The sequence below is a fragment of the Halomonas sp. G15 genome (genome assembly GCF_021282295.1).
Taxonomy (GTDB): domain Bacteria; phylum Pseudomonadota; class Gammaproteobacteria; order Pseudomonadales; family Halomonadaceae; genus Halomonas; species Halomonas alimentaria.
Window position 1 is genome coordinate 42,401 of the sequence record NZ_JAJSPA010000006.1, and the last position, 14,892, is coordinate 57,292.

16 protein-coding genes are annotated in these 14,892 nt (G+C 65.2%); 6 read left to right on the forward strand and 10 right to left on the reverse strand.

Annotated features, from left to right (window positions below):
• The first annotated feature begins 2 nt into the window (after nt 1–2).
• Complete coding sequence (locus LWH48_RS04775) at nt 3–428, forward strand: SufE family protein (protein WP_232911608.1); 426 nt, start codon at nt 3–5, stop codon at nt 426–428.
• A 3-nt stretch (nt 429–431) separates the two neighbouring features.
• Here LWH48_RS04775 and yidD read toward each other — a convergent pair whose 3' ends face one another.
• From yidD to LWH48_RS04805, 6 genes are all read right to left on the reverse strand, one after another.
• Nucleotides 432–785 (reverse strand): membrane protein insertion efficiency factor YidD, encoded by a 354-nt coding sequence (yidD, locus tag LWH48_RS04780; protein ID WP_232911610.1) that lies wholly within the window; start codon nt 783–785, stop codon nt 432–434.
• On the reverse strand, nt 785–1,225 hold the full coding sequence (gene hisI / locus LWH48_RS04785; protein WP_161432130.1) for a phosphoribosyl-AMP cyclohydrolase: 441 nt from the start codon (nt 1,223–1,225) through the stop codon (nt 785–787). Before hisI ends, yidD begins: the two co-directional genes overlap by 1 nt.
• 39 nt (nt 1,226–1,264) lie before the next feature.
• Complete coding sequence (locus tag LWH48_RS04790; protein WP_161432131.1) at nt 1,265–1,711, reverse strand: Fur family transcriptional regulator; 447 nt, start codon at nt 1,709–1,711, stop codon at nt 1,265–1,267.
• Nucleotides 1,712–1,776: 65 nt separating this feature from the next.
• Nucleotides 1,777–2,751: an alpha-L-glutamate ligase-like protein gene (locus LWH48_RS04795; RefSeq protein ID WP_232911616.1), complete on the reverse strand. Its 975-nt coding sequence runs from the start codon at nt 2,749–2,751 to the stop codon at nt 1,777–1,779.
• Between the two features lie 3 nt (nt 2,752–2,754).
• Nucleotides 2,755–4,260 carry a UUP1 family membrane protein gene (locus LWH48_RS04800; protein ID WP_232911618.1) on the reverse strand — a complete coding sequence of 502 codons (1,506 nt, stop codon included), beginning with the start codon at nt 4,258–4,260 and terminating at the stop codon, nt 2,755–2,757.
• Nucleotides 4,261–4,295: 35 nt separating this feature from the next.
• Nucleotides 4,296–5,150: an ATP-dependent zinc protease family protein gene (locus LWH48_RS04805; RefSeq protein ID WP_232911620.1), complete on the reverse strand. Its 855-nt coding sequence runs from the start codon at nt 5,148–5,150 to the stop codon at nt 4,296–4,298.
• A 324-nt stretch (nt 5,151–5,474) separates the two neighbouring features.
• Between LWH48_RS04805 and LWH48_RS04810 the strand changes: the two genes are divergently transcribed.
• Nucleotides 5,475–6,014, forward strand: coding sequence for a DUF3833 domain-containing protein (locus tag LWH48_RS04810; RefSeq protein WP_232911621.1), 540 nt, complete (start codon nt 5,475–5,477; stop codon nt 6,012–6,014).
• An 81-nt stretch (nt 6,015–6,095) separates the two neighbouring features.
• Here LWH48_RS04810 and LWH48_RS04815 read toward each other — a convergent pair whose 3' ends face one another.
• The 4 genes from LWH48_RS04815 to gorA form a co-directional block, all read right to left on the reverse strand.
• Nucleotides 6,096–6,485: an ectoine synthase gene (locus LWH48_RS04815; protein WP_232911622.1), complete on the reverse strand. Its 390-nt coding sequence runs from the start codon at nt 6,483–6,485 to the stop codon at nt 6,096–6,098.
• 89 nt (nt 6,486–6,574) lie between these two features.
• Nucleotides 6,575–7,840 (reverse strand): diaminobutyrate--2-oxoglutarate transaminase, encoded by a 1,266-nt coding sequence (gene ectB / locus LWH48_RS04820; protein ID WP_161432137.1) that lies wholly within the window; start codon nt 7,838–7,840, stop codon nt 6,575–6,577.
• 88 nt (nt 7,841–7,928) lie between these two features.
• Nucleotides 7,929–8,507 carry a diaminobutyrate acetyltransferase gene (gene ectA / locus LWH48_RS04825; RefSeq protein ID WP_232911623.1) on the reverse strand — a complete coding sequence of 193 codons (579 nt, stop codon included), beginning with the start codon at nt 8,505–8,507 and terminating at the stop codon, nt 7,929–7,931.
• Nucleotides 8,508–8,781: 274 nt separating this feature from the next.
• Nucleotides 8,782–10,161, reverse strand: coding sequence for a glutathione-disulfide reductase (gorA, locus tag LWH48_RS04830; RefSeq protein WP_232911625.1), 1,380 nt, complete (start codon nt 10,159–10,161; stop codon nt 8,782–8,784).
• A 180-nt stretch (nt 10,162–10,341) separates the two neighbouring features.
• Between gorA and can the strand changes: the two genes are divergently transcribed.
• The 4 genes from can (at nt 10,342) to LWH48_RS04850 (ending at nt 14,890) form a co-directional block, all read left to right on the forward strand.
• On the forward strand, nt 10,342–10,989 hold the full coding sequence (gene can, locus LWH48_RS04835; protein WP_232911627.1) for a carbonate dehydratase: 648 nt from the start codon (nt 10,342–10,344) through the stop codon (nt 10,987–10,989).
• A gap of 206 nt (nt 10,990–11,195) precedes the next feature.
• Nucleotides 11,196–12,776, forward strand: a complete 1,581-nt coding sequence (locus LWH48_RS04840) for an ABC transporter substrate-binding protein (RefSeq protein ID WP_232911628.1) — start codon at nt 11,196–11,198, stop codon at nt 12,774–12,776.
• A 114-nt stretch (nt 12,777–12,890) separates the two neighbouring features.
• Nucleotides 12,891–13,937: an ABC transporter permease gene (locus LWH48_RS04845; protein WP_232911630.1), complete on the forward strand. Its 1,047-nt coding sequence runs from the start codon at nt 12,891–12,893 to the stop codon at nt 13,935–13,937.
• On the forward strand, nt 13,934–14,890 hold the full coding sequence (locus tag LWH48_RS04850; protein WP_232911631.1) for an ABC transporter permease: 957 nt from the start codon (nt 13,934–13,936) through the stop codon (nt 14,888–14,890). Before LWH48_RS04845 ends, LWH48_RS04850 begins: the two co-directional genes overlap by 4 nt.
• Nucleotides 14,891–14,892: the final 2 nt, after the last annotated feature.

Sequence of the window (14,892 nt, forward strand, 5' to 3'; positions counted from 1 at the left end):
TCATGACGATCGACACCACCGCCGAACAGGCGCAGCAGGAACTGATCGACGAGTTCGAGATGTTCGACAACTGGATGGATCGCTATCAGTACATCATCGACATGGGCAAGGCGCTGCCCGACTTCCCCGCGGAGTGGATGCGCGACGAGCTCAAGATCCAGGGCTGTCAGTCCAATGTCTGGATGCACCACGAGCGCCGCGGCGAGGTGGTGCACTTCGACGCCATCTCCGATGCCGCCATCGTCTCGGGGCTGATCGCCGTGCTGATGCGGATCTACAACGATCGGCCGGCCGCCGAGATCCGTGATACCTCGCCGCACTTCCTTGCCGACCTGGGGCTCGACAAGCACCTCTCGCCGACGCGCAGCAATGGCCTCAACGCCATGCTCAAGCGCATCTACGAGGTGGCCGAGCAGGAAGCCGCCTGAGGCTCAGCGCTCCCGCTCGTCGTCCGCCGGCGGCCGGGGGCGAAAGTTCTCGTCGAGCTCGGGATCCTCGCGGCACAGCGCCTCGCTGGGGCCGCCGGGTACCGGGTCGATGCCGCCCTCGCAGCCGGGGTGACAGCGCGCGATGCGGCGTGCGGCCATCAGCCCTCCCTTGAGCGGCCCGTGCACCCGGATCGCCTCCACGGCATAGCTGGAGCAGCTCGGCCAGTAGCGACAGCGGGGCCCGAGCAGGGGGCTCAGGGTAACCTGGTAGAGCTTCACGAGGGCGATCATCAGCCAGGCCGTGGCCTGGCGCAACAGCCGCACCAGCTTGGCCAGCCAGGCCGCCAGGCAGGGCATCAGGCCTTGCCGTAGAGGGAATCGGGGTCGATCAGCGGGGCGCTGGTGATGCGTGCCGCGTCCTTCTCGAGAGCCACATAGAAACAGCTGCGGCGTCCGCTATGGCAGGCCGGTCCGGTCTGGTCCACCTGCAGCAGCAGGGTGTCGCCATCGCAGTCCAGGGCGGCACTGACAAGGTGCTGCTGCTGGCCGGAACTCTCGCCCTTGCGCCACAGCTTGCCGCGTGAGCGCGACCAGTAGCAGACCCGCCCCGTGTTAAGGGTCTCCTCCAGCGCCTCGCGATTCATCCAGGCCATCATCAGCACCTCGCCGCTGTCATGCTGCTGGGCGATGGCCGGGATCAGGCCGTCGGCATTGAAGCGGATGGCCGCAAGCACGTCGGCCAGCGCATGGCGGCTGTCGGCGGGGGCCCGTTCCAGGGCCTTGAAGGTGTCGGGCATGGGGATTCTCCGCAGGATCGGGGCTCTCGCAGGTTGGGCTCAGTCGTCGGTGGCGCAGCAGGCATCGCAGCGCCCCAGCAGCTCGATGGTCTGACGCTCCACCCGAAAGCCCAGCTGGCGGGCACAGCCGGAGAGCTGGGCATTGACCTCATCCAGGTGCAACTCCTCGACACGCCCGCAGACGCGACAGATCAACAACTGGAAGCCGTGGGAGTGCTCGGGGCAGGGGCAGGCGACATAGGCATTGAGCGATTCGATGCGATGCACCAGACCCTGGTCGATCAGGAACTCCAGGGCGCGATACACCGTCGGAGGCCTGGCCGAGGCGTGCTCGGTCGCCAGGCGGTCGAGCAGGTCATAGGCCTTTAGCCCCCCGGGGGCGTCGGCAATCATCTCGAGCACCCGGCGGCGAATGGGCGTGAAGCGTGCGCCGCTCTGCTGGCACTGCCGCTCCGCCTGGAGCAGCAGGTTACGGGATTCGGTCATGGGACCCGTCGGCTGTGGATTCTGCCGCCATTCTACGCGGCTGGGTGAGGGCGGGCCACCGAGGCTCAGGCCTCGGCGACGGCCTCGAGCTCGCTGCGCCGTGCGAAATGCTCGCGAGCGAAGGCCACCCGTGCTTCGGGCGACAGGCCCTCGGGCTGCTTCTCGACCAGGTCGAGACGACGCCTGAGCCCCTCGCCATTGGCCATCTGGATTGCCAGCCCCGGGCGCGCATTGAGCTCGAGCAGCATGGGTCCCTGGTCGCGGTCGAGTACCATGTCGGTGCCCAGGTAGCCGAGGCCGGTCATCTCGTAGCAGCCGGCGGCGAGCAGCAGCAGGGTGGGCCAGTCGGGGATGGCCAGACTGGCCAGTTCATGGCCGGTATCGGGATGGTCGTGGCGGGTACGGTCGAACTGCACGCCGCGAATGGCGGTGCCGGTGGCGATATCCAGGCCCACCCCGACTGCCCCCTGGTGCAGGTTGGCCTTGCCGTCCGAGGCGGCGGTGGAGAGTCTCATCATCGCCATCACCGGATAGCCGCGGAAGACGATGACGCGGATATCCGGGACCCCCTCGTAGGTGTATTCGGAGAGACTCTCGTCGAAGTTGATCAACGCCTCGGCCAGCGCCACGTCGGGAGCACCGCCCAGCGAGTAGAGGCCGGAGAGGATATTGGAGACGTGACGCTCGACGTCTGCCAGCCGCATCCGGGCCCCGCTGGGCTTGATGAACTCGTCCCCCTCCACGCGCTCGATCACCAGAATGCCCTTGCCGCCACTGCCCTTGGCCGGCTTGATCACGAAGCCGTTGTGGCCGGCGAGCAGCTCACCGATATGCTTGACGCCGAACTGGGTGGTGACGGTGCCGATCAGCGCGGGGGTGGTGATGCCGAAGCGCTCGGCGAGCAGCTTGGTCTGCAGCTTGTCATCCACCAGCGGATAGAGGCGGCGGTTGTTGTATCGCCCGATGTAACGGATATTGCGCCGGTTCATGCCGATGATGCCCTTGGCGCGCAGCTTGCCGGGGGTCGTCCATTCACGCATGGCTCAATCCTCGGTGACCGGCTTGAAGCGACGCAGCTCCAGCAGGCGATAGCCGGTGTAGTTGCCGATCAGCAGGATCAGTGCCATCAGGATCAGCTGCACCCCCAGGAAGTTGAAGGTGATATGCCGCACCCAGGGGTTGTTCATGGCCAGGAAGGCCAGCACCGCGGTAATCAGGCTGCCGCCGCCCTGGATCAGCACCTGCTTGGGGCCTTCCTCCTCCCACAGGATCGACATGCGCTCGATGGTCCAGGAGAGGATGATCATCGGGAAGAAGGTGATGGTCAGTCCGGCATTGAGCCCGAACCGGTAGGCGAGCACCGAGAACACCGAGATGATGCCGATCACCGTGATGATCACCGCCGTGACCCTCGCCACCAGCAACAGGTTGAGGTAGGAGAGATAGCTGCGGATCACCAGGCCCACGGCCACCACCAGCAGGAAGCCGATCAGCCCCGTGGCCAGGCTGGTCTGGATGAAGGCCAGGGCGATCAGCACCGGCATGAAGGTGCCCGACGTCTTGATCCCCACCAGGATGCGCAGTAGCACCACCACCAGCGCGCCGATGGGGATCAGCAGGATGGTCTGGAAGAGCGCCTGCTCCTCCAGCGGCAGGCTGTGGATGGAGAAGTTGAGCAGGGTGTCCTCGGCCAGCTGGTTGCGCACCGCGGCGGCCGCGGGCTGGTTGCGGGAGAGCATCGAGAAGGTGACCCGCGAGTTGGTGCCGCCCTGTACCTCGAGCACCGCCTGGCCACTTCCCTCCCAGATCAGCAGGTTATCCGGGCGACCCTGCTCTCCGGTCGCCGGGTCGAACAGCTTCCAGCTCTGGTCGTCGAATACCTGGATCCAGCTGGTCAGCGACTGGCGGCGCCTTCCATCCTCGAGCAGCAGCCCGCTCACTTCCCGGGCGGGAACCCCTGCCTGGTTGAGCAGGCGAACCAGCAGGGGAGTGCGGTCGAACTGGGTCATCAGCAGGCGGGCATTCTCGCCCTGGCGCTCCGCGTCGAACTCATGGAACAGCTCGCGTGCGAAGGTGAAGGAGTCGGCGCTGCGACTCCAGGCGCGCTCGATCAGTTGCGCGGCCGCCGTGTCATAGGGACGCTCCCAGACGATGTCGCGGCGCAACGGTGGGGTCTCCAGGCGCGGTGGACGGCTGTCCGGTGCCACCAGGACCTGGGCGGTGTAGTAGAGCTGCTGGGAGCCGCTGGCCTCGCGGATCGACCACTGGGCGCGCCGGGCACCATCCTCCTCCACGAACGACAGCCCGAAGCCCGGTGAGGCGGTATGTTCGGTGAGCAGTCGGAAGCCTTCCTGGGTCGATGGCAGTGCCATGTCCACCAGCACCGGGTCGCCCAGCGCCGTGAAGTTGACCTGCGCTTCCACTTCCCACACCTGGCGCTGTTCGCCCGGAGTCCAGGGCACCTCGAGCTGGTAGTGACGGTGCAGGCTCATGGCTACGCCAGCCAGGAACAGGACGCCGACCAGCAGATAGAAGGGCAGTCGTGACATGGGTCTTCCTTGGCAGAGGGCGGTTGATGCGCGGCTCAGCGCTCTTCGTTGTCGAGATCGGCGTCATCCTGATCGCGTCCGGCTTCCGATGCCGGGCGCCCGCCGGGATATTCGGGACGCTCGTGGAGATAGCGCTCGGCTACGTCGACCACGGCAATATCGAGCAGGAAGCGCCTGCCCAGCAGGGCCGGGTAGTCGAGATGGGTGCGGTCGCTCAGGGTGAACTCCACCGGTTCGCGTATTGTGCCCAGGGTCATCATCAGCGTGACCACCGGGCGTGATTCCTCACCGGTGGCCTGGATGATACGGACACGCCTCTCGATAGGGGCCTCGATCCATTCGTCACGCACCGCATCGACGACCACATCGTCGTTGGTCAGCCCCAGTTTGAAGCGGATCCAGTCCTCGCCGTCGCGTTCGAAGCGGGTGATCTCGCGGGCCGAGAGCGAGGAGGTATTGGCGCCGGAGTCGATCCGTGCCTTGAGGTAGGTGCCCACGTCGGGCAGGCCGATCCATTCGCTGCTGCCGAGCACCGTCTTGTTGGCCAGCCCCAGCTCGTCGGCGGCACACTCGCGCCTGACCACCACCGGCTCGGGTTTATCGACCGCGATGTTGTCCAGCCGGGCATTCATCCCGCGCAGCAGTGAGCCCACCTCACGCACATCACCGATCAGGGCATCCTGGCGGCTGGTGACCGATGATATCTCGTTGCCCAGCCGCGACTGGTCGTCGCAGCGGGCACTCAGGGCATCCTCCAGCGCATCCATTCGCACATGGAAGTCGGCCGGTGTCAGCGGCGCCGGCGGTTCGGGCTTGTCGGTCAGGGCAACACAGCCGGTGAGCAGCAGGGCGGATGTCGCAAGAGCGGCGCTCAACAGGGGATGGGGCATGGGGCAGGACAATTCCTTTGAACAGTGCGGGGATAATAATGAGTCGCCAAGCAGCTTGTCCAACCTGCGGGCTTCAGGCTCGGATGGGGATAGTGGCAGCGGGCCGTCCTCGATACGTTCCGATATGCACTATTTAACATAATATACATTATACGAACTTGTTGGCCTCAACGCTTTGGACAGGAAACGACGCTAGCGCAGGCGCACCATTTTGCCTCTGGTAATCAGTGTCATGCATGGATGGCGCCCTGTCATCAGTACTGGTCACGCCGGCACGGGTCGGCTAGCCTGTTGCTGTACGCATATCATACAGAGGCTTTATCAATGTATAGGAAATGGCTGTCACGCCTGGCACTGCTGGGTGCCGCCCTGCTGCTGTCCGGTTGTACCAGCGTCGATATCGAGCGCTACGCCGGGACGCAACCGCGCCTGGATATCGCCGACTACTTCGAAGGCCAGACTCGCGCCTGGGGCATGGTGCAGGACTACAGCGGTGAGGTGCAGCGCCGTTTCACGGTGGAGATCGAGGGGCGTGTCGAAGGTGACACCCTGACCCTGGACGAGCACTTCGTCTATGACGACGGCGAGACCGATCGCCGGGTGTGGACCTTCGAGCGCGACGGCGAGGATCGCTGGCTGGGTACCGCCAACGATGTCGAGGGGCCCGTGACGGCTCGCCAGGCGGGGCATGTCTTCAACATGACCTACCGGCTGCCGGTGGAGGTCTCCGGCCGCGAGATCACCTTTACCCTGGATGACTGGATGTACCTGCAGCCCGACGGGCGACTGATCAACCGCACGGCGATGAAGAAGTTCGGCGTGACCCTGGCCGAGATCACCATCGTCTTCACGCGCGGCGAGTGAATTCTCTAAACGCAGCGGGCCCCGGCATCGCTGCCGGGGCCCGCTGTATACTTGTCTCGGCGATGCCGAGACGCTGCCGGCTTACTCGGCAGGCGCGTAGGAGCCATCCTCGCGGTGCACTTCGTTGCCGGTCAGACCCGGGGTGAAGACACAGGCCAGGTGCATGGTCTTGGTGGCCCGCAGCAGGTGCTCGTCGTGCTGGTCGAGGATATAGATATCGCCCGGCTTGATCGGCCAGATCTTGCCGTCGGCCAGGGTCTCCACCTCGCCCTCGCCCTCGATGCAGTAGACCGCCTCGAAGTGATGCTTGTAGTGGATATGGGTCTCGGTACCCTCGAAGATCCGAGTGATATGGAAGGAGCAGTTGCCGCCATCATCGGCCAGCGACAGGCGGGTGCTGTCCCAGTTGCCGTTCTCGGCGGTGACCAGGCGGTCTGTCTTGCGGCACTCCTCGAGATTGCGAACGATCATATCTATCTCCTTGAAATTCGGTGGCGGCGCGATCGGTGATCAGGATCGGCCGAGTGCTGGCGGACCGCCGGGGCGGCCCGCTCAGGATATCAGCTCAGCGCCTGCTTGGCGCTCTGCTCGAGGATATCCAGACCCTTCTGCAGGTCCTCCTCGGGAATGGTCAGCGGGCAGAGGCACTTGACCACTTCACCGTCCTGGCCGCTGGTCTCGATGACCAGGCCATTCTCGAACGCCTTGTGGGTGATCTTGTCGGCGATCTCGCCGCTGCCCACGTCGATGCCACGCATCAGGCCGCGGCCGCGCTCGGACGCCTCGATGCCCTGCTCGCTGATCCAGGCGGCGATCCTGGCGAAGCGCTCGGAGACGATGTCGCCCTTGCGCTGCACTTCCTTGGCGAAGCTGTCGTCGGTCCAGTAGTTCTCGATGGCGGCGGCGGCGGTGGTGAAGGCCAGCGCGAAGCCGCGGAAGGTGCCGTTGTACTGGCCCGGCTTCCAGATATCGAGTTCGGGACGCATCAGTACCTGGGAGAACGGCAGGCCGAGGCCGGAGAGCGACTTGGAGTTGGTGACGATGTCCGGCACCACTCCAGCATGCTCGAAGCTGAAGAACTTGCCGGTGCGCCCGCAACCTGCCTGGATGTCGTCGACGATCAGCAGGATGTCGTGGGCACGGCAGATCTGCTCGAGGCGCTTGAGCCAGTCGAGGCCGCAGGCGTTGATGCCGCCCTCGCCCTGCACGGTCTCGACGATCACGCCGGCCGGCACGTCGAGGCCGCCGGACTTGTCGCTGAGCAGCTTCTCGAAGTAGTCGAGGGTGTCGGTACCGTCGCCCAGGTAGCCATCGTAGGGCAGGAAGCTGCCGCCCACGGTGGGCACGCCGCCGGTCGCCTCGCGGAACTTGCGGTTACCTGTGGTGGCAAGCGCCCCCATGGTCACACCATGGAAGCCGTTGGTGAAGGTCACGATGTTGTGACGCTTCTTGGCATTGCGGGCCAGGCGGATGGCCGCCTCGACGGCGTTGGTGCCGGTCGGTCCGGGGAACTGCACCTTGTAGTCCAGGCCACGCGGCTTGAGGATGATCTCCTCGAGGGCCTGGAGGTAGCGACGCTTGGCGGCGGTCCAGAAATCCAGACCGTGGATGATGTTGTCCTCGGCCAGGTAGTCAAGCAGGGCCTGCTTGATCTTCGGGTTGTTGTGGCCGTAGTTCAGGGTGCCGGCACCGGCCAGGAAGTCAATATATTCGCGGCCATCCTCGTCGGTCAGACGGGCGTTCTGCGCCTTGGTGAAGACCACCGGAAAGGAGCGTGAATAGGTACGGACTTCGGATTCCATGCGTTCGAGGATCTGGGTCTGCATCGAGAGACCTCCTGTTGATGGAGAATGAATGGGCGTGAGCACGCGAGACGCCAGGGCTACCCCGCGTGCAGACGAAAAGTGGCGAGCGTCAGAGACGATCGGTCTGGAATGGGCCGATCCTGACCAGGTTCTCGGGGTCGTGTTCGCCGCCGAGCTGGTCGGTGGAGAAGTACTCACGGCTGTTCAGCGGCGCCTGCCAGCGGTCGGCGAGACGGCGGAACAGGCCCCAGGAAGCCTGGTTGTCGGGGGTGATGGTGGTCTCGAGGTGGTGCACCTCGGCGAGCTCCGGGCGCGTCATGATGGCCTCGACCAAGCGCCGGGCCAGGCCGGTACCACGCGCCTTCTCGCCCACGGCAACCTGCCACAGGAAGTAGGTATCCGGGGCGTTGCTCTTCACGTAGCCCGAGACGAAGCCGACGATCTCGCCCTCCTCGTCCGTGGCGACCGCGCAGGTATCACGAAACTGGGTGGCCAGCAGCAGGTAGGCATAGGCGGAATTGACGTCGAGTGGGGGGCATGACTTGACCAGTTCATAGATGCCCCAGCCGTCATCGGGGTTTGGCTTGCGGATGAACAGGTCGCTGGCTTCGGCGTCGACCACTTCGTCGGCCACGGTAGGCCGCGCGAGGTCGGCGGAAGGCGTGAAGGGCTCGGTTGTTGTCATCATGGGCGGTGTTCGCTTCGGCGATGTCGGGAGGGATTATACCAAGCGCCCGGCAAATCTCAAATCTGGGATTATTTTGCAGGGCATGATCCATAACAAAATATTATGCGAGCGTCTCGGCGGGCAGTCGATTCCGCTCGGCGACTCGACCCACACGGCTGTTGTGACTGCCATCGGGCAGCGCTCGGATGACCTGCCCTGCCTCTTCAGTCTAGTCCAACCGGCCGATGGCAGCGCCAACGCAAGGAGCCGCCCGAAGGCGGCCCCAGGGTAGCGCTCAGCGCCGGGTCGGCGTGCGCATGGTGACGAACTCCTCGGCGCCGGTCGGGTGGATACCCACGGTGGCATCGAAGTCAGCCTTGGTGAGCCCGGCCTTCACGGCGATGCCGATCCCCTGGATCACCTCGCCGGCCTCCTCACCCACCATGTGGGCGCCTACCACCACGTCGCTCTCGTCAGCGACGATCAGCTTCATCAGGCAGCGCTCGGCACTCCCCGACAGGGTGTGCTTCATGGGGCGGAAGTCGGCGCTGTAAACGCGGATCTCGCCGAACTGCTCCCGTGCCTCCTCCTCGGAGAGCCCCACGGTACCGATATTGGGGTGGCAGAATACCGCGGTGGGGATGTTGCGGTAGTCCAGCGCGGCAGGCGGTGGCGTGTCCTCGAAGTGGCAGCGCACCAGGTGCATGGCCTCGGCCAGCGCCACCGGGGTGAGCTCCGGCCCGCCGGTGACATCACCCAGGGCCAGCACCGAGGGCAGCGAACTCTCGAAGCGCTCGTTGACCTTGATATAGCCGCCGTCGTCCAGGGCCACGCCCAGGGTGTCCAGTCCCAGCCCCTCCAGATGCGGGCGGCGCCCGGTGGCGGCCAGTACCGCATCCACCTCCAGGACCTCGCCGTCGGTCAGGGTCACCGCCAGCCCCCCTTCGACCTTGTCGATGCGTTCGATGTTGGTCTCGAAATGCAGCTGGACCCCCTTCTGGCGCATCTGGTCGCGGGTGAATTCGCGCACCTCGTGGTCGAAGCCGCGCAGGAACAGCTCACCGCGGTAGATCAGGTGGGTGTCGCTGCCCAGGCCGTTGAAGATGCTGGCGAACTCCACGGCGATATAGCCACCGCCCAGTACCAGGAAGCGCTCGGGGAAGCTCTCCAGGTCGAACACCTCGTTGGAACTCACGGCCAGCTCGCTGCCCGGAAACTCCGGCACCCAGGGCCAGCCCCCCACGGCGATCAGGATCTTCTCGGCGCTGTACACCTCGTCGCCTACCGCGACGCGATGGGCGTCGAGCAGCCGGGCGCGGCCATTGATCAGGCGCACACCGGCACCGTCGAGCAGCCGGGCATAGATGCCGTTGAGCCGCTTGATCTCGCCCACCTTGTTGTCGCGCAGGGTCGGCCAGTCGAAGCTCGGCGCCTCGGCCAGTCGCCAGCCGAAGCCCTCGGCATCCTCGAAGGCGTCGTGGAAGTGGGCGGCGTAGGAGTAGAGTTTCTTGGGCACGCAACCCACGTTGACGCAGGTGCCGCCCAAGTAGCGGTCCTCCGCCACGGCCACCCGGGCACCGGCAGCGGCGGCGGTGCGCGCCGCCCGCACGCCGCCGGAGCCGGCGCCGATCACGAAGAGGTCCCAGTCGTAGGTGGTTGATTCGAGGTCGGACACGGTGTCGCTCCTTGTCGTGGGCGCTGGGCCCTGGATTCGATGCGGCGATGATAGCAGCGATGGCGTGGCAACGGCATGGCGGCACCGCGTCGCATCAGGGCGGCTTGTTGACCGCTCCCCGGGGGGACGGTAAAAGAGGCGCCAACTCTCACCACCTCTTCACTTGAATCGAGGCCAACCATGAGAAAGGAAATCGAGACCCTGCTGGAGAACAACCGCGCCTGGGCCGAGGACGTCAGTCGCGACGATCCTGATTTCTTCAATCGCCTGTCGAACCAGCAGAATCCCGACTATCTGTGGATCGGCTGCTCGGACAGCCGCGTCCCCGCCAACCAGATCATCGCCCTGCCCCCCGGCGAGGTCTTCGTGCACCGCAATGTCGCCAACCTGGTGCACCACAATGACCTCAATGCCCTCTCCGTCCTGCAGTATGCCGTGGACGTCCTCAAGGTGCGCCATATCATGGTCGTGGGCCACTACGGCTGCGGGGGGGTGCGTGCCGCCATCGAAGGTGGCGACAACGGCCTGGTCGACAACTGGCTGCATTCGGTTCGCGAGCTCTACTACCAGCATCGCGACGAGCTGGCACCGCTACCGCTCGATGAGCGTGTCGACCGCATGTGCGAACTCAATGCACGCGCCCAGGTGACCCGCCTGAGCCGCACCAAGATCATCCAGCACGCCTGGCAGCGCGGCCAGGAAATCTGGCTTCACGGCTGGGTCTACGGGCTGGCCGACGGCCGCGTCAAGGATCTCGAGTGCACCATCGCCGGCCTCGATGAGGCGGCCGACCTCTATCGCATTCAGAGCGCCACCCCCGCCGGCTGAGCATCGCGTTGGGCCGTCCACCCGTTTCGGATGGACGGCCTGGAGATATTCCACTTTCGTATTATTCAATGACGCTTCATTCATCCCGCGCATGACACCAGTCGGAATTTCGATTGTGTCGGGCCCTTTCGTGTCTCTATGTTGAAGGTTGCAACGCCCGTGCGCGGTGACCGTGCACCAAAAACAACCTCGAAAGGGAACCCGACATGAAGTTCAAGCGCACCCTCCTGGCCGCCGTCGTTGGCGCCACCATGACCGGCGCGGCCCTGCTGCCGGCCACCGCCAGTGCGGAAACCACGCTGCGCATGGCCTACGATGCCGACCCGGTCTCGTTGGATATCCATGAGCAGCTCTCCGGCGGCATCCTGCAGCTGTCGCACATGACCCACGACCCGCTGGTCCGCTGGGATCAGGACCTGTCGTTCGAGCCGCGCCTGGCCACCGCCTGGGAGCAGGTCGACGACACCACCATGCGCATGACCCTGCGCGAGGGTGTCGAATTCCACACCGGCAACGCCTTCACCGCCGAGGATGTGGTGTGGACCGTGGAGCGCCTCAAGCACAGCCCCGACTTCAAGGCGATCTTTGATCCGATCGCCAGCGTCGAGGCCATCGACGAGCATACCGTCGAGATCACCACAGCCGAGCCCTACCCGCTGCTGCTTAACCTGGCCACCTACATCTTCCCGATGGACAGCGAGTTCTACAGCGGCACCGACGAGGATGGCGACCCCAAGGACGAGATCGTCAAGAACGGCAACTCCTTCGCCTCCGCGAACCTCTCGGGTACAGGCCCCTACACAGTGGTCGAGCACCGCAAGGGCACCCGCATGGAGTTCGAACGCAACCCGAACTACTGGGACAGCGAGTCGCCGGGCAACGTCGACACCATCGTGCTGACCCCGATCAGCGAGAACGCCACCCGTGTGGCCGCCCTGCTCTCCGGCGACGTCGACTTCATCGCCCCGGTACCGCCCAACGACCTGGAGCGCGTGCGCGAGAGCGAGGATGCCAAGCTGGTCACCATGTCGGGCACCCGCATCATCTTCTTCCATATGGACCAGAATCGCGTCGAGGCCTTCCAGGACCCGCGCGTGCGCCAGGCCTTCGACTTCGCGGTGAACCAGGATGCCATCGCCGACCGCCTGATGAAGGGCTTCGCCACCCCGGCGGCGCAGTTCTCTCCCGAGGGCTATGCGGGCCATATCGAGTCGCTGGAGCGTCGCTACGACCTGGAGAAGGCCCAGGCACTGATGGAAGAGGCGGGCTACGCCGACGGCTTCGAGATCACCATGATGGCGCCCAACAACCGCTACGTGAACGACGCCAAGATTGCCCAGGCGGTGGCCACCATGCTGGCGCGCATCAACGTCGACGTGGATCTCAAGACCTTGCCCAAGGCGCAGTACTGGGGCGAGTATGACGATCGCGCCGCCGACATGATGATGATCGGCTGGCACGCCGACACCGAGGACAGCGCCAACTTCCACGAGTACCTCACCGCCTGTCCGGATGCCGACAGTGGCGCCGGCCAGTACAACGCCGGCAACTACTGCAACCCGGAGCTCGACAAGCTGGTCGCCGAAGCCAACCTCGAGGTCGACCTCGAGAAGCGCGCCGAGATGCTCCAGCAGGTCGAACAGACCCTCTATGACGAGGCCGCCTTCGTGCCCCTGCACTGGCAGGATCTGGCCTGGGCCGCGGCACCCAACGTCAATATCGAGCCGGTACTCAACGTGATGAACTTCCCCTACCTCGGGGACCTGGTCATCGACGAGCAGGAGTGATCCCGACGCCGGTCCGCCGGGCCGGCGTCATCCCGATCATTCGCTACCCCAGACAACGAGCGACGCACTCCGGCCGCGAGTGCGTCGACGCCTGTACGCCCACAGGACTCCTTCATGATCGCCTTCCTGATCAAGCGCCTATTCCATGCGCTGCTGGTGATGTTCGTCATCAGCATCATCGCCTTTTCCATACAGGACAACTTGGGCGACCCCATCCAGCAGATGGTCGGCCAGTCGGTGCCGGAGAGCGAGCGCGAGGCCCTGCGCGAGGAGCTCGGCCTCAACGACCCCTTCCTGGTCCAGTACCTGCGCTTCGCGAAGAACGCCGCCCAGCTCGACTTCGGCTACTCCTACATCTTCAACGAGCCGACCACCGAGGTGGTGCTGCGCCACCTGCCGGCGACCCTGGAGCTGGTAGCCGCCACCACCCTGCTGATCGTGCTGCTGTCGGTGCCCATCGGGGTCTACAGCGCCATCAAGCCGCGCGCCCTGCTGTCGCGATTCTTCATGGGGGTCTCCATCGTCGGTATCTCGATCCCGGTGTTCCTCACCGCCATCGTGCTGATCCAGCTGTTCGCCATCGGCGTGACCTGGACCCCCTTCCCCGCCGATACCGGCTGGGGCAGCTGGCTCAACGATCTGATCACCACCGACGGCGGGATGCCCGCCTACGGACGCGGTGATCCGGTGCATGTCTTCGGCACCTGGTATACCAACTTCGCCTCCACCGATGGCCTGGTCTATCTGGTACTGCCCGCCATCTCGCTGGCCTCGATCATGCTGCCGCTGTTCATCCGCCTGATCCGCGCCGAGATGCTCGAGGTGCTGCAGTCGGAGTACGTCAAGTTCGCCCGGGCCAAGGGCATCAGCCTGCGACGCATCTACTTCCTGCACGCGCTCAAGAACACCATGCTGCCGGTGATCACGGTGGGCGGGGTGCAGATCGGCACCCTGGTGGCCTACACCATCCTCACCGAGACGGTATTCCAGTGGCCCGGCATGGGGCTGATGTTCCTCAATGCCATCAATCGCTCGGATATCCCGCTGATCGTCACCTACCTGATGATCGTGGGCCTGATCTTCGTGATCACCAACACGCTGGTCGACCTGATCTACGGCCTGGTCAACCCCACCGTCAAGCTGACAGGCAAACCCGCATGACTACCCAGACCTCCCCCCAGCAGAGTGCGCCCCTGCCGAGCCGCTGGGAGCGCCTGCGCGACTCCTACCTGCTCTACAGCTTCAAGCGCGACCCGATTGCCCAGGTCAGCCTGCTGGTGTTCATCGTCTTCGTGGCCTGCGCCGTGCTGGCGCCCTGGCTGGCGCCGATGAACCCCTATGACCTGGCGCAGATCGACATCATGGCCTCGGAGCTGCCGCCCTTCTGGATCGACGGCAGCGACCCCGCCTACCGGATGGGTACCGACGCCCAGGGGCGCGACCTGCTCTCCACCATCCTGTATGGCGCCCGGGTGTCGCTGATCATCGGCTTCGGCGCCGTGGCGCTGCAGGCGCTGCTGGGCGTGGTGTTCGGCCTGTTGGCCGGCTACCTGGGCGGACGCATCGACGCCTTCCTGATGCGTCTGGCCGATATCCAGCTCTCCTTCTCCACCCTGATGGTGGCCATCGTGGTCGGCGCCCTGGTCAAGGCGATCTTCGGCAGCGCCACCTTCAGCGCCTATGCGGTGCCGCTGCTGGTGCTGATCATCGGGCTGGCTGAGTGGCCGCAGTATGCGCGCACCGTGCGCGCCTCGGTGCTCGCCGAGAAGGGCAAGGAGTATGTGGACGCCGCGCGCACCATGGGCCTGCCCAGCCGGCGCATCATGTTCCGCCATATCCTGCCCAACACCCTGTCGCCGATCTTCGTCATCTCCACGGTGCAGGTGGCCAACGCCATCATCTCCGAGGCCGCCCTCTCCTTCCTGGGGCTGGGCATGCCGGAGACCCACCCGTCGCTGGGCTCACTGATCAAGTCAGGCTTCGACTACATCCAGTCGGGCTCGTGGTGGATCACCCTGATCCCGGGGGCGGTGCTGGTGGTGCTGGTGCTGGTGATCAACCTGCTCGGCGACTGGCTGCGCGATGTTCTCAACCCGCGACTCTACAAGGGCTGATG

Coding starts and splice junctions, on each gene's coding strand:
- LWH48_RS04845 (WP_232911630.1), top strand. CDS start 12,891: ATGATCGCCTTCCTGATCAAGCGCCTATTCCATGCGCTGCTGGTGATG.
- LWH48_RS04810 (WP_232911621.1), top strand. CDS start 5,475: ATGTATAGGAAATGGCTGTCACGCCTGGCACTGCTGGGTGCCGCCCTG.
- LWH48_RS04805 (WP_232911620.1), bottom strand. CDS start 5,150: ATGCCCCATCCCCTGTTGAGCGCCGCTCTTGCGACATCCGCCCTGCTG.
- LWH48_RS04795 (WP_232911616.1), bottom strand. CDS start 2,751: ATGCGTGAATGGACGACCCCCGGCAAGCTGCGCGCCAAGGGCATCATC.
- ectB (WP_161432137.1), bottom strand. CDS start 7,840: ATGCAGACCCAGATCCTCGAACGCATGGAATCCGAAGTCCGTACCTAT.
- LWH48_RS04840 (WP_232911628.1), top strand. CDS start 11,196: ATGAAGTTCAAGCGCACCCTCCTGGCCGCCGTCGTTGGCGCCACCATG.
- hisI (WP_161432130.1), bottom strand. CDS start 1,225: ATGCCCGACACCTTCAAGGCCCTGGAACGGGCCCCCGCCGACAGCCGC.
- LWH48_RS04790 (WP_161432131.1), bottom strand. CDS start 1,711: ATGACCGAATCCCGTAACCTGCTGCTCCAGGCGGAGCGGCAGTGCCAG.
- LWH48_RS04850 (WP_232911631.1), top strand. CDS start 13,934: ATGACTACCCAGACCTCCCCCCAGCAGAGTGCGCCCCTGCCGAGCCGC.
- LWH48_RS04800 (WP_232911618.1), bottom strand. CDS start 4,260: ATGTCACGACTGCCCTTCTATCTGCTGGTCGGCGTCCTGTTCCTGGCT.
- yidD (WP_232911610.1), bottom strand. CDS start 785: ATGCCCTGCCTGGCGGCCTGGCTGGCCAAGCTGGTGCGGCTGTTGCGC.
- can (WP_232911627.1), top strand. CDS start 10,342: ATGAGAAAGGAAATCGAGACCCTGCTGGAGAACAACCGCGCCTGGGCC.
- LWH48_RS04815 (WP_232911622.1), bottom strand. CDS start 6,485: ATGATCGTTCGCAATCTCGAGGAGTGCCGCAAGACAGACCGCCTGGTC.
- ectA (WP_232911623.1), bottom strand. CDS start 8,507: ATGATGACAACAACCGAGCCCTTCACGCCTTCCGCCGACCTCGCGCGG.
- LWH48_RS04775 (WP_232911608.1), top strand. CDS start 3: ATGACGATCGACACCACCGCCGAACAGGCGCAGCAGGAACTGATCGAC.